General features: G+C 62.2%; 11 protein-coding genes. 6 read left to right on the plus strand and 5 right to left on the minus strand.

The window, feature by feature from the left end; genetic code table 11:
• The first annotated feature begins 222 nt into the window (after window positions 1-222).
• Genes pnuC through AB4P94_RS22785 form a run of 3 tightly spaced genes read left to right on the plus strand, consistent with a single transcriptional unit; the run spans window position 223 to window position 2,443 of the window.
• On the plus strand, window positions 223-786 hold the full coding sequence (gene pnuC, locus AB4P94_RS22775) for a nicotinamide riboside transporter PnuC (protein WP_395607574.1): 564 nt from the start codon (window positions 223-225) through the stop codon (window positions 784-786).
• Window positions 783-1,313: an AAA family ATPase gene (locus AB4P94_RS22780; protein WP_395611377.1), complete on the plus strand. Its 531-nt coding sequence runs from the start codon at window positions 783-785 to the stop codon at window positions 1,311-1,313. Before pnuC ends, AB4P94_RS22780 begins: the two co-directional genes overlap by 4 nt.
• Window positions 1,313-2,443 carry an FAD-dependent oxidoreductase gene (locus AB4P94_RS22785; RefSeq protein WP_395607575.1) on the plus strand — a complete coding sequence of 377 codons (1,131 nt, stop codon included), beginning with the start codon at window positions 1,313-1,315 and terminating at the stop codon, window positions 2,441-2,443. Before AB4P94_RS22780 ends, AB4P94_RS22785 begins: the two co-directional genes overlap by 1 nt.
• Here the strand turns inward: AB4P94_RS22785 and ggt are convergent.
• Complete coding sequence (ggt, locus tag AB4P94_RS22790; RefSeq protein ID WP_395607576.1) at window positions 2,437-4,161, minus strand: gamma-glutamyltransferase; 1,725 nt, start codon at window positions 4,159-4,161, stop codon at window positions 2,437-2,439. The two genes, AB4P94_RS22785 and ggt, sit on opposite strands and share 7 nt — an antisense overlap.
• 160 nt (window positions 4,162-4,321) lie before the next feature.
• Between ggt and AB4P94_RS22795 the strand changes: the two genes are divergently transcribed.
• A complete protein-coding gene (locus AB4P94_RS22795; RefSeq protein WP_395607577.1) occupies window positions 4,322-4,969 on the plus strand; it encodes a TetR/AcrR family transcriptional regulator in 648 nt (215 codons plus the stop codon).
• Between the two features lie 136 nt (window positions 4,970-5,105).
• Here AB4P94_RS22795 and AB4P94_RS22800 read toward each other — a convergent pair whose 3' ends face one another.
• The 4 genes from AB4P94_RS22800 to AB4P94_RS22815 all read right to left on the minus strand — a co-directional run bounded on the left by AB4P94_RS22800 (window position 5,106) and on the right by AB4P94_RS22815 (window position 10,937).
• Window positions 5,106-8,630 (minus strand): molybdopterin cofactor-binding domain-containing protein, encoded by a 3,525-nt coding sequence (locus AB4P94_RS22800; RefSeq protein ID WP_395607578.1) that lies wholly within the window; start codon window positions 8,628-8,630, stop codon window positions 5,106-5,108.
• Window positions 8,627-9,118, minus strand: a complete 492-nt coding sequence (locus tag AB4P94_RS22805) for a (2Fe-2S)-binding protein (protein WP_395607579.1) — start codon at window positions 9,116-9,118, stop codon at window positions 8,627-8,629. The genes AB4P94_RS22800 and AB4P94_RS22805 overlap by 4 nt, the downstream gene beginning before the upstream one ends.
• Window positions 9,119-9,260: 142 nt before the next feature.
• Window positions 9,261-9,695, minus strand: coding sequence for a MarR family winged helix-turn-helix transcriptional regulator (locus AB4P94_RS22810; protein ID WP_150760157.1), 435 nt, complete (start codon window positions 9,693-9,695; stop codon window positions 9,261-9,263).
• A gap of 189 nt (window positions 9,696-9,884) precedes the next feature.
• The gene (locus AB4P94_RS22815) at window positions 9,885-10,937 is read right to left on the minus strand and encodes a 2,5-dihydroxypyridine 5,6-dioxygenase (protein ID WP_395607580.1); all 1,053 of its coding nucleotides are present in this window, start codon (window positions 10,935-10,937) and stop codon (window positions 9,885-9,887) included.
• 307 nt (window positions 10,938-11,244) lie between these two features.
• Here AB4P94_RS22815 and AB4P94_RS22820 point away from each other — a divergent pair, with 307 nt between their 5' ends.
• Complete coding sequence (locus tag AB4P94_RS22820) at window positions 11,245-12,378, plus strand: FAD-dependent monooxygenase (RefSeq protein ID WP_395607581.1); 1,134 nt, start codon at window positions 11,245-11,247, stop codon at window positions 12,376-12,378.
• Window positions 12,375-13,175, plus strand: a complete 801-nt coding sequence (locus tag AB4P94_RS22825; protein ID WP_395607582.1) for an alpha/beta fold hydrolase — start codon at window positions 12,375-12,377, stop codon at window positions 13,173-13,175. The genes AB4P94_RS22820 and AB4P94_RS22825 overlap by 4 nt, the downstream gene beginning before the upstream one ends.
• Window positions 13,176-13,177 lie beyond the last annotated feature (2 nt).

A 13,177-nucleotide genomic window follows, 5' to 3' on the forward strand; every position in this document is an offset into this window, starting at 1 on the left:
GTGAGGGCACACCGAGCCTAAGCGAGGTGCCGAGTGGTGGGGCAAGAGCGTTTTGCTTACTTTTGCGCTTTTCAAAAGTGAGCCGCCGTAAGGGCGGAACCCATTTCAGCCGTTACCCAAACAACGGATATGTACTCGCCCCCGTATCCACCCACAAAGGTGTGAAGATCCCCCGCCTCTGGTTACAATCACCGCCCTCTCCCACGCCTCCAAGGAACCACCATGTCCGGGCTTGAACTGTTCGCCGCCGCCCTTGGGGTGATCGCTGTCTGGCTGACGGTCAAACAGAACCCCTGGTGCTGGCCCATCGGCCTGGTGATGGTGTTGCTCTACACCTGGGTATTTTTCGACGTAAAACTCTACTCCGACATGCTCCTGCAAGTGGTCTACGCCGCGCTGCAACTCTACGGCTGGTGGCAATGGACCCGTGCCGGCGACGTCAAGCAAGGTCGCCAGGTGACCAGCCTCGGCGTCCCGGCGATCATGGCCAGCCTCGCCGTGGGCGCAGTGTTCAGCCTGCTGCTCGGCGCCGCCATGGCCCACTGGACCGACGCCGCCCAGCCGTGGCTGGACGCCGCCCTCACCGGCTTCAGCCTCGTGGCGCAAATGTGGATGGCGCAAAAGCGGGTGCAGTGCTGGCCGCTGTGGATTGCCGTGGACGTGATTTTCGTCGGGCTGTTCCTCTACAAGGGCCTGTACCTCACCGCTGCGCTGTATGCCCTGTTCACCGTGATCGCCGTGCAAGGCTGGCGTGAATGGCGCGCCGACCCGGCGTTGCACGCATGAAAGTGGTGGTGCTGGCCGGGCCGGAATCCAGCGGCAAAAGCTGGTTGGCAGCAGAGCTGCATGCGCGCTTCGGCGGGGTGATGGTGGGTGAATATGTGCGCTATTTCATCGACCAGCATCAGCGCGACACCACGCTGGCCGATATCCCGGCCATCGCCCGTGGCCAACTCGCGTGGGAAGATGCGGCCCGCGCCGAGCGCCCTGCGCTACTGATCCTGGACACGCATTTGCTGACCAACACGCTGTGGAGCCAGACCCTGTTCGGCGACTGCCCGGCCTGGCTCGACAGTGAATTGCTCGCACGCCACTACGACCTGCACCTGCTGCTGTCGCCGGAAGACGTGGAATGGACCGCCGACGGCCAGCGCTGCCAGCCGGACCTGGCGGACCGCCGCGCGTTTTTCCAGGCCAGCCTGGACTGGATCGAAACCCATCATCAACCTGCCCTGGTGATACGCGGCAACTGGGCAGAACGCCGCGCCATTGCCTTCAACGCCGTTGAACAACTCCTCGTCGAGGCCACCTGATGACCACTGCACTGCGTATCGCCATCGTTGGCGCAGGCCCCGGCGGCCTGACCCTGGCGCGAATCCTTCACCGTCACGGCGTGGCCGTCAGCGTGTTTGAGCGCGAACGCGGGCCACTGGAACGCCCGCAAGGCGGCACCCTGGATTTGCACGTGGAATCCGGCCAGCTCGCCTTGCAACAGGCAGGTCTGGAGGATGCCTTCAAACGCATTGCCCGCTATGAAGATCAGGGTTCACGGCTGATGGATCACCACGGCCGATTGCTGTTTGAAGACCCGAACCCGGAAGCAGGAGACCGCCCCGAAGTCGACCGCACGCAACTGCGCCAGATCCTGCTGGATTCGTTGCCCGAAGGTTGCGTGAAGTGGGGCGTGAGCATCAATCACGTCAGCCAGGCCGACGCCACACACTGGACACTGCATCAAGGCGATCTCAGCCACGGCCCTTTTGACCTGGTGGTGGGCGCCGACGGCGCCTGGTCGAAAATCCGCCCGCTGCTTTCGCCTTATCAGCCGCAGTACAGCGGGTTGACCTTCATCGAATTCAACATCGACGATGCCGACCGCCTGCACCCACAGGTTGCCACTCTCGTCGGGCGCGGCACGCTGCAAGTGGCCGGCGAAGCCAAATCGATCATCGTGCAACGCAACGCCAATGCGCACCTGCGCGGCTATGCGATCTTCCGCGTGCCTACGGACTGGGCGGCAAACACGATTGATCTGGCCCATGCGCCCTCGCTGAAAACGCAGTTTCAAGGCTGGCATCCAGACGTGCTGGCGCTGTTTGACGCCGCCAGCCCCACCCTGCTCGTCCGGCACATCCACGCCTTGCCCGTCGGCCATCGGTGGGCTCACCGGTCTGGGTTGACGCTGATCGGGGATGCGGCGCATCTGATGTCGCCGTTTGGTGGCGAAGGGGTGAATGCTGCGATGCTCGATGCGGCCGAACTGGCGCAGCATCTGCTGGGGACACCTGACGGCTCGAAAGCCGTACAGGCGTATGAAAACCACATGTTCGAACGGGTGATACCGGCGGCCCAGGGCAGTGCTGAAGGCGCTGCCACCCAGTTATCCCATGACAGCCTGGCGCTGTCCCTGGCCCACCTGCATCACCACCTTACGCCTCAATAACCCAGGGACAGGCCCGTGTTGCGACGCGGGTCGTTGGCCCCGTAGAAACGGTTATTGCCCACCGGCTTGCCACCCAGGGACGGGGCGCCCACCAGGATCGCCGCCAAGTGGTTGGCGTCCTGTGGCCCGGCAAACTTGTGGCCCCAGCTTTCCAGAATTTTCTGGGTATCGGGGCTGACCGCAAAGCGTTCAAGGTTGGTGGTTTCAGGCATCCACTGCTGGTGGAAACGTGGCGCGTCCACGGCTTCCTGAATGTTCATCTTGTAGTCGATGACATTGAGGATGGTCAGCAAAGTCGCGGTGATGATGCGGCTGCCACCCGGCGTGCCTACGACCATTACGGCCTTGCCATCCTTGGTCACGATGGTCGGGCTCATCGACGACAACGGCGCCTTGCCCGGGGCGATTGCGTTGGCTTCACCCTGCACCAGCCCGTACATGTTCGGCACGCCGACCTTGACGGTGAAGTCATCCATTTCGTCGTTAAGGATCACACCGGTCTTGCTCGCCATCACACCCGCGCCGAACCAGTCGTTGAGGGTGTAGGTGACCGAGACGGCGTTGCCCCATTTATCGACAATCGAATAGTGGGTCGTGTTGTTGCCTTCATGGGGCGACACGCCCGGTTTGATCGCCTGGGAATCCCCGGCTTTCTGCGGCTCGATGGCGGCGCGCAGCTTGGCGGCGTAGTCCTTGTCCAGCAGGTGGGCAATCGGGTTCTTCACGAAATCCGGGTCGCCGAGGTAGCTGTTGCGGTCCACATAGGCGTGGCGCATGGCTTCGATCTGGTAGTGCAGGCCCTGGGCCGAGTGATAGCCCAAATCGGCCATCGGGTAGCCTTCAAGGATGTTCATGATCTGGCAGATCACCACGCCACCGGAGCTCGGAGGCGGTGCGGAGACCACATGGTAGCCACGGTAATCACACTCGATGGGCGCCAGTTCGCGGGTCTTGTACTTGTCCAGGTCCGCCTGGGTGATGATGCCCTTGCCGGCCTGGCTGGAATCCACCAGCGCCTTCGCTACCCAGCCTTTATAGAAGCCGTCGGTGCCCTTGGCGGAGATTTCCTTGAGCGTCTTGGCCAGGTCTTTCTGCACCAATTTCTGGCCGACCTGCATCGGCTGGCCGTTGTGCAGGAAGATCCCGCGCAGGTCCTTGTCTTTTTCGAATTCGCCGGTGGCGGTGTGCAGCAGGTCGATATCGCCCTGCTCCAGTTCAAAACCGTTTTCCGCCAGCTTGATCGCCGGGGCAATCACCTGGGCGCGCTTAAGCGTGCCGTATTTGCTCAGGGCCAGTTCCATGCCGGACACGGTGCCGGGCACGCCCACGGCCAGGTGGCCCTTGGCGCTCAGGCCGTCGATGACCTTGCCGTCTTTGTCCAGGTACATGTCGGCGGTCGCGGCCAGCGGGGCTTTTTCGCGGAAGTCGAGGAAGGTCTTGCGCCCGTCGGCCAGTTGCACGGTCATGAAACCGCCGCCGCCCAGGTTACCGGCCGCCGGGTACACCACCGCCAGCGCGTAGCCCACGGCGACGGCCGCATCCACCGCGTTGCCGCCGGCCTTGAGCACATCCACACCCACATGAGTGGCCAAATGCTGGGCCGTCACCACCATGCCATTTTCACCGGCCACCGGGGCCTGGGACGCGGCTTGCACGCCGCTGACCGTCAGGACCAGCGCAGTGGCAATTAATGTGCGATTGAACGGTTGGTATTTCATCCATGGCTACTCTAGTTATTGAGACGCACCAAAATAGCCCTTCCTGGATCCAAGCCCCAGCGCAATGGCGTTTTTATTACAGAACTTGTCGGTCACAGAACGGACGCGAAAAACCCCATGCTATATTTCGCGCCCTGACTGTCGTGCAAGGCGCTTTCACATGGTGATCAAGAAGACCGGCATTCGTGCCCAACAGGCGGACCAGACGCGTGCGCGCATCTTGCAGGCGGCGGTCAAGGTGTTCACCCGCGACGGCTATTCCGGCGGGCGCGTCGACACCATCTCCAAGGAAGCCGACTCCAACGACCGCATGCTTTATTACTATTTCGGCAGCAAGGAGCATTTGTTCGTCTGCGTGCTGGAACAGATCTACGAGCAATTCAACAAAGCTGAAAGCAAGCTCAAGCTCGACCTCACGGCACCCGCGCAGGCCTTGCGCGACCTGGTGGCGTTTATCTGGAACTACTACGTCAAACACCCGGAATTCGTGGCCATTTTGAGTATCGAGAACCTGCATCAAGGCAAGCATGCCCAGCAGTCGGGTGAAATGCGCAGGTTGTCAGGCGAAGCAGTCGGCGTGCTGCGGCCGATCATCGAAGCCGGGCAGGCGCAAGGCGTGTTCCGCCAGGACGTGGACATCAAGCACGTGTATTTGATGATTGCCTCGCTGTGCTACTTCTATAACTCCAACCGCCATACCCTCAGTTCGTTTTTGGGTGAAGACCTGGCGGACAAGGGGCAGCAGCGGGATTGGCTGGCCTTTATCACCGACCTGGTGCTGCGCGGCGTCACCCCGCTCCCACTGTAGAAACCCAATCCAAATGTGGGAGCTGGCTTGTCGGGTCGCCGCATCGCTGCGATAGCGGTGTCCCAGTCAAAATCTCCAGTGACTGACACACCGCTATCGCAGGCAAGCCAGCTCCCACAGGTTTAACCGAGGCGTGTCAGTGGGTACCGGGGTTGGCCCGCAGGTGCGCCACCTTCTGCTCCAGGCCCTGCCACTGCGGCGCATTCGGCGCGAATTTGCCGCGCAGATACGCCACCAAATCCGCCACCTGGCCATTCGACAGACTGTCCTTGAACCCCGGCATATACCCCAGATCCCGGGTCGCCGGGTTGCTGATGCCTTGCAAAATCACCTTGATCAAATTGTCCGGCTGGTCACTGTGCACATTGGTGTTGGTGGCCAGTGACGGGCTGACCCCAAACAACTTCGGCCCCAGGCCATCGGCATGGCAGGCCTTGCACGAGCCTTCAAAGACGCGCCGGCCATTCGGATTCGGTACCGTCACCGCCACCGGTTGCGCCTCGGCAGCCGCTTCACTGTTGAGCGAAGCCAAATACACCGCCATCGCGCGAATATCGGTCTTGGGCAGTTTCGACAACTCACTCACCACCGGCCCCATCGGCCCTGCCGCCACGCCGTGGGCATCCGAATACCCCGTACTCAAATAGGTGAACAACTGGTCTTCAGTCCAGGGCGTCGGCGCCTTGGACAACCCGTTTAACGCCGGCGCCTCCCAACCATCGACCATGCCGCCTGCAAGGAACGCCTTGCCACCCTTCTCCGCGCCCATCAGGTCTCGCGGCGAATGGCACGCCGCGCAGTGCCCCAGGCCATTGACCAGATAATTGCCGCGGTTCCACTGTTCGCTGCGCTCAGGCTGCGCGGTGATTTCGCCACGCCTGAGATTCAGCGCATTCCAGCCCGCCATCAAGGGCCGGATATTGAACGGAAAGCGCATGGCATTCGGCGTCGGCGCCTGGCTGACCGGCGCCTGACTCATCAGGTACGCGTACAGCGCCTGCATATCCGCATCGTTGATATTGCGAAACGCCGTATAGGGAAACGCCGGGTACAAATTACGCCCGTCACGGCCAATACCGTCACGCATCGCCCGCTCGAACGCCGGGTACGACCAGGCGCCGATGCCGGTCTTCACGTCCGGGGTGATGTTGCTGCTGAACAGCGTGCCGAAGGGCGTTTCCATCGCCAGCCCGCCCGCGTTGGTTGCACCGCCCGGCGCCGTGTGGCACACCGCGCAATCGCCCACGGCTGCCAATAAGCGCCCGCGCTCCAGAGTCGCTTTGGACCAGGTACCGGCAGCGGGCGGAGCAATCGGCGCGATTTCATTGTGGAACGGCCAAGCCGTTGCCATCAGCGCACCCAAGGTGGCGAACAAGGCGCCAAACCACCACTTCTTGCGCTTCTCCGGGGATTTGGCCGGCTCGCCCAAGGTGCCTGCATTCAGCGCGGCCAGCACCCGCTCCGGGGTGATGGGCAGTTCGCGAAAACGAATGCCGGTGGCGTCGTAAATCGCATTGGCAATCGCCGCTGCACTGGGCACCGACGCCGACTCACCCGCGCCCATGGGCGGCTGGTCCTGGCGCGGCATCATCAGCACATCGATTTTTGGCACTTCGGGAAAGGTCAGGATCGGGTAGCCGCCCCACTCCTTGCTCGCCACCGTCGACTCTTCAAAGGTCACCCGCTCCTTCAGCACGCGGCTGGTGGACTGGATCACATTGCCGTGAATCTGATGCTGTACGCCCGCAGGATTAATCATCATCCCCGAGTCATGGCCGATCACCACCCGCGTCACCGACACATCGCCGGTGTGTTTGTCGATCGCCACATCCGCCACCCAGGCCGCCCACGCCGCACCAAAGCCGGGGAACTTGCTGTGGATGTAGCGCGCGTAGGCAAAGCCGCGGCCACGCAGCAGATGGTCTTCGTTGGCGGTCTGCATCGGCGCGGTACGGGGCACCCAGTTGGCGCGCTCTGCGGTGGACTTCACCAGGTCGATGGCGCGCTCGTCCTTGAGGTAGCGCAGGCGGTATTCCACCGGGTCGACGCCGGCGGCAAAGGCCAGTTCGTCAATATAGGATTCATGGGCAAAGGTGTTGGGCAACGCCGACACGCCGCGCATCCACGAAGCGCGCACGATGGGCGCCATGTCGTTGATGGTCACGCGCATAGTGTCGATGGCGTACGGCGGGATCGAAGTGCGGTCGCCCATTTCGAACATCGCCGCCACCGGTTCCACGCGGCCAGTCAACAGCAGCGCCAGGGTCGGCGCGCCATTGGACGGGTAGCTGGTTTCAAAGTCGTAGGCGGCGATGCTGCCGTCGGCATTCAGCCCGCCATCCACGTCCATCAACTGGGCGGTACCCTTGGGTTCCCACAGGTGCTCCTGTTCGCGGGTCAACTGCACGCGCACCGGTTTGCCCACGGCGCGGGATAACAACAAGGCATCGGCGCAGACGTCATCCGCGCAGTTACGCCCGTAACAGCCCGCCGCCTCCATGCGGATCACGTCGATCAGCGCTTCATCGCATTCCAGCAACCACGCCAGATCGGCGCGCAACAGATGCGGGTTCTGGCTGCCGGACCAGACCCGGCTGCCCGCCGGGGAATAATCAGCCACGCCGCAAGAGGGGCCAATCGAGCCATGCATCTGATACGGCCACAGGTAACTGCGCGGCATGCGCTGGCTGGCATTCGCCAACGCCTCATCGACATTGCCCTGGTCCAGCACCGTGCGGCGCACCCGGGGGTTGTCGCGGATCGCCTGTTCGACGTCACGCATGTCCGGCAAGGCGTTATTCCAGGGTTTCCAGTGCACCTGCAATTCACAGGCGGCCTTGATCGCCTGTTCCTCGCGCAATGCCACCACGCCGACAAAATCGCGGATCACCACCACGGCGACGATGCCGGGGATATGCGCGATAGATGATTCATCCACGCTGAGCAGGCTATTGCCGACAAAATCTCCACAATCCAGCCCCGCATACGGCGGGCGCACCACGCGGCCGTGGAGCATGCCCGGCACACGCATATCGTGGATGTACGTCAACTCGCCGGTGGCCTTGCCGGGGATGTCAACCCGCGCGGCCCCCTTGCCCACCAAACGGTAATCCTCGATGGCCTTCAACGGTGCATCACCGCTGATGCGCAACTGATCATGCTGGCCACTGACCAGTTCGCCATAGGTTGTGGTGCGCCCGTCTACAGCATGGACCACCCCGGCTTCGACCTTCAGGCTCGGCACGCTCACGCCCCAGCGCCCCGCCGCGCGCGCCAGCAAGAAACGCCGGGCTTCTGCGGCAGCGTTACGCAAAGGAATCGCGGAAATCTGCAAGGTCGCACTGGCGATGGTCGCGCCCTGGTTGGGCGCGCGCTCGGTGTCGCCGAGCACCATCTTGACCTGGTCCAGGTTCAGGTCGAGCTCTTCGGCGACGATCTGTGCCAGCGACGTGCGGATGCCGGTGCCCAGATCGACATGGCCGTTGAACGCATACACCAGGCCATCGTCGTTCACCGCAATAAACAGCCCCAGCTCCTTGGGCTTCACGGTGGGCGTACCGCCCTTCGCCACCGGGCCCGAGGGCGGCAGCACGTCGTCGACGATCAACAGCACGCCAGCCTTGGCCAGCCATTGGTCACGGGAAAGGGTCGTCTCGGTCATGGTCGTGGGTCCACAGTCATCAGGCGGGCGGCACGCAATACGGCGCGCAGGATTTCGATATGGGTGCCGCAGCGGCAGAGGTTGCCCGAGAGCTCATTGCGGATCTGGGCTTCGCTGGGGTCGGGGTTGCGGTCGAGCAAGGCCTTGGTCGTCATGATCATGCCGTTGAGGCAATAGCCACATTGCGCGGCTTGCTCATCGATAAAGGCTTGTTGCACCGGGTGCGGCGCCTGGCGCGTGCCGAGGCCTTCAAGGGTGACGATCTGGCGCCCCGCTGCGCCCGCCAGCGGGAATACACAGGAACGCGCCGCCAGCCCGTCGATGATCACGGTGCAGGCGCCGCACTCCCCCAGGCCGCAGCCGTACTTGGGGCCGTTGAGTTGCAGGTCATTGCGCAACACCAGTAACAGCGGGGTGTCCGCCATGGCGCTGACGTCTGTTTTCTGGCCGTTAACCTCGAGGGTTACCGTGATGTGGGGGCTGATCATTCGCTTCGCCTGTGCCAATTGGTGAAGTAGCCACTACACGAAACAATCAAAAAAAAGCGCCGCGGACCTGGGGCCTCGCGACACACTTGATACGTGAAGTGCCTGCTACATCAACTCAGAGCAAAAACGGTGCCAGCCTTGATTACTCCTGTGGGTCGTCGATCATCTTGCGCAGCAGAAACAGCACCGCCACCCGTTCAGCCGGGTTGAGGTTGCTCATCGTCAACTCACTGATCTGCGCGGCACGCGGCGCGGTTTGGGCGACCAGTTCGGCGCCGGCGGCAGACAGGTCCACCACCACCTTGCGCTTGTCTTGCGGGTCCGGTTCCAGGCTAATCAGCTCCTTGGCCTTGAGCCGCTCGACGATACCGCGAATGGTCGCCTGGTCAACGGCGGTGGCCTTGACCAGTTCAGTCAACGAACTTGCACCGTGATCGCGCAGGGCACAGAGGGTGACGAATTGCACAGCGGTGAGCTGGGAGTCGCCGACATTCTGCTGAAAAATGGCCAGATGGCGCTGGTAAGCCTTGCGCAGCAGGTGGCCGACTTGCTCGGAAAAGACGTAGGAATCAGGCACGGCGGGCTCGGTGGATGACTGGCGATGGGGAGGCATGATGGCGGGGATACTGAAAGGACTCAAGGTCCTCACTGCAGGAACACAATCAAAATGTGGGAGCTGGCTTGCCTGCGATAGCGGTGCATCAGCCAATCGTGTATCAACTGACAAGCCCTCATCGCAGGCAAGCCCGCTCCCACATTTGGATGTTTAGCGAGCCAGGGAGGCTGCGGGTGCCACCACGTCACCGCCGATCACCACCGCCTCGTCATCCAGGTACACATCGCAATTGCGCAACGGAATATCCATATGGCACGGCGTCTTGCGCGTGCCGCCCACCTCGGTATTCGGCCCGGTGGAGAACAGGAAGTTGCCATAGAACGCCCGCGCATCCATGCACATACCGTCGTTCTTGTCGTGCAGGCCCATCGCCGTCCATTGCGCCCGTGGTTGCAGGCCCCAGCCTATATGGGAGATGCCGTACACCTCGGGGTCGTTGAAGTACTTCATGTAGTCGCGCAGGTATTCGGCCTCGAACCCGCCGTGGATTTTGGTAATAAAGCCCTTCTCGATCTCCAGCGTGATCTTTTCGCGGGTGTAGGTCTTGAACGGCAGCAGGATGTCGCCGATATCCAGCACCAGCACGCCTTCGGCGGTTTCTTCGTTGGGCCAGGAGAACAAAAAGCCACTGGGCCAGTGATCCCAGCGCCCCGGCTCATCGGCAAAGCCATATTCGGTCACTGAAGGGTATTGCCCCAACGCGGCACGGAAATCACTGCCGGCGCGGGATTTCACGTGGATCGAACGCGCCTTTTTCAGCAACTGTTCGGCCGCCAGTACACGCACCTTGTCTTCTTCGGTCGGCAGCATGCGCGCCAGCACTTCCGGCGGCTCTACGGCCAACAGAATGCGCGTGCCGGTCTTGAGGATCTGCTCCTGCTCCGGTGAGTGCAGCAGCATCATCGTATCGACGATCAGGTCGGCCGCTTCAAGCGCGCGCTGCGCGGCAATGTTGCCGGTGAGCGCGGTGTCGCCGCAGTAGGCGGTCATGTCATTGCCCATGGCCTTGGGGTGGTTGAACGACGGCAGCTCCACCGCGTACACCTTGGCGCCCAGGCGCTGGGCGGCATCCATGGCGGCACGCACGGTACGCGGGTCGGAGTAATGGCTCTTGAGCACGGCGACGCTCTGGGTCGGATCGACCTTCGACAGCTTCAGCACGTGTTCAAACATCTGGGTCAGTTCGCAATCGCTTACCGGCATTTTCCTGTCTCCTGTGGGGCTGCACCAAGTTCAAGCACCGCGCTTCACTCTAGTGCATTTTTATAGCGTATACGCCAATTACTGACGATAAGACCTGAATTGCAGGCGGACTGCAAGCGCCGAGCCAAAACGTTACCAATCCACACAAAGCCAATATTTAAAGGCTACTCAGCGTTACACAGGACAAATGCAGCCAAAAATAAATTTTATAAACACGGGCTTCCCATTTCAAAAAATGAGCGTATACACTTTAAAAACCTTGCGGACAGACGCCGCCGAAAATCACAAAGACAGAGGATTACGCCCCATGGGAAGCACGCAGAAAATCGCCATTGTCGGCGCCGGCCTTGGCGGCGCCGCCGCCGCCACCTTGCTGCAACAAGCCGGCTTCGACGTCGACGTCTATGAGCAGGCGCCGGAGTTCTCGCGGCTGGGTGCGGGGATCCACATGGGCCCCAACATCATGAAAATCTTCCGCCGCATGGGCATCGAAAAGCAGCTGGATCTGATGGGCTCGCACCCCGAGCACTGGTTCAGCCGTTGCGGCGAAAGCGGCGATTACCTCTCCCGCATCCCTCTCACCGGCTACGGCGCGTCCTACATCACCGTGCACCGTGGCGACCTGCATGCCCTGCAGATGTCGACCCTCAAGCCGGGCACCCTGCATTTCAACAAGCGCCTGGAAACCCTTGAAGAAACCGACACCCAGGTGCGCCTGACCTTTGCCGACGGCGAGGTGACCTACGCCGATATTGTGATCGGCGCCGACGGCATCAACTCCAAGATCCGCGAGGAACTGCTGGGGGTGGAAAAACCGCTGTACAGCGGTTGGGTCGCGCACCGCGCGCTGATCCGTGGCGACCAGTTGGCCAAGTACGACCTCAAGTTCGAAGACTGCATCAAGTGGTGGACCGAAGACCGCCACATGATGGTCTACTACACCACCGGCAAGCGCGACGAGTACTACTACGTCACCGGCGTACCCCATGCCGAATGGGACTTCCAGGGCGCCTTCGTCGACAGCAGCCGCGAAGAGATGTTCGACGCCTTCAAGGGTTACCACCCCACCGTGCAGGCCCTGATCGAATCCACCGAAAGCGTGACCAAATGGCCGTTGCGCAACCGCAACCCGTTGCCGCTGTGGAGCCGTGGCCGCCTGGTGTTGCTGGGCGATGCCTGCCACCCGATGAAACCGCACATGGCCCAGGGCGCCGGCATGGCCATCGAAGACGCCGCCATGCTGACCCGCTGCCTGCAGGAAACCGGCATCAGCGACTACCGCACCGCGTTCGAGCTTTACGAAGCCAACCGCAAGGAGCGCGCCTCCCGCGTGCAGGCGGTCTCAAACGCCAACACCTGGCTGCGTACCCAGGAAGACCCTGACTGGGTTTATGGCTACGACCTCTACGCCCAACAACTGAAATCGGGGGTGGCCGCGTGAGCACCTTTCTTTACGGCGGCAACGTGCAAGCCAATGGCATCCGTCAGCATTACTTGCGCTACGGCGGCCAGGGCCCGGCGCTGATCCTGATTCCGGGCATCACCAGCCCAGCGATTACCTGGGGCTTTGTCGCCGAACGCCTGGGCGCGCAGTTCGATACCTATGTGCTGGATGTGCGCGGTCGCGGCTTGTCGTCCACCGGCCCCGAGCTGGATTACAGCGCGGACACCTGTGCCGATGACATCGGCGCTTTTGCCGAGGCGCTCAACCTCGACCGTTACCACCTGATGGGCCATTCCATGGGCGCACGGTTCGCCGCGCGCAGCGCCGCCAAACACCCCCGGGGCGTCAATCGCGTGGTGCTGATCGACCCACCGGTGTCCGGCCCGGGCCGCCGTGAATACCCGAGCAAATTGCCGTGGTACGTCGATTCGATCCGCCAGTCGCTCATCGGCATGGACGCAGAGGCGATGCGTGCCTTCTGCGCCACCTGGACCGAAGAACAACTGCAACTACGCGCCGAATGGCTGCACACCTGTTATGAGCCCGCCATCGTGCGCGCCTTCAATGACTTCCACAGCGTCGACTTCCACCAAGACCTGCCCCACCTCAAGGCCCCTGCCCTGTTGATGATCGCCGGGCGTGGCGGGGTGATCCTCGATGAAGACGTGGCCGAGATCCAGAACCTGCAACCAAACATTCAGGTCGCACGCGTTGCGAACGCCGGGCACATGATTCCCTGGGATGACCTCGATGGTTTCTTCCACGCCCTCGGCGACTTCCTCACACAAGAATAAGG

The sequence above is a fragment of the Pseudomonas sp. B22129 genome, assembly GCF_044218875.1.
GTDB lineage: Bacteria > Pseudomonadota > Gammaproteobacteria > Pseudomonadales > Pseudomonadaceae > Aquipseudomonas.

What these genes read in the sequence shown, in the direction of transcription:
- AB4P94_RS22820 (WP_395607581.1), top strand. Translation starts at nt 11,245, where the DNA reads ATGGGAAGCACGCAGAAAATCGCCATTGTCGGCGCCGGCCTTGGCGGC.
- AB4P94_RS22795 (WP_395607577.1), top strand. Translation starts at nt 4,322, where the DNA reads ATGGTGATCAAGAAGACCGGCATTCGTGCCCAACAGGCGGACCAGACG.
- AB4P94_RS22815 (WP_395607580.1), bottom strand. Translation starts at nt 10,937, where the DNA reads ATGCCGGTAAGCGATTGCGAACTGACCCAGATGTTTGAACACGTGCTG.
- AB4P94_RS22780 (WP_395611377.1), top strand. Translation starts at nt 783, where the DNA reads ATGAAAGTGGTGGTGCTGGCCGGGCCGGAATCCAGCGGCAAAAGCTGG.
- AB4P94_RS22785 (WP_395607575.1), top strand. Translation starts at nt 1,313, where the DNA reads ATGACCACTGCACTGCGTATCGCCATCGTTGGCGCAGGCCCCGGCGGC.
- pnuC (WP_395607574.1), top strand. Translation starts at nt 223, where the DNA reads ATGTCCGGGCTTGAACTGTTCGCCGCCGCCCTTGGGGTGATCGCTGTC.
- AB4P94_RS22800 (WP_395607578.1), bottom strand. Translation starts at nt 8,630, where the DNA reads ATGACCGAGACGACCCTTTCCCGTGACCAATGGCTGGCCAAGGCTGGC.
- AB4P94_RS22805 (WP_395607579.1), bottom strand. Translation starts at nt 9,118, where the DNA reads ATGATCAGCCCCCACATCACGGTAACCCTCGAGGTTAACGGCCAGAAA.
- ggt (WP_395607576.1), bottom strand. Translation starts at nt 4,161, where the DNA reads ATGAAATACCAACCGTTCAATCGCACATTAATTGCCACTGCGCTGGTC.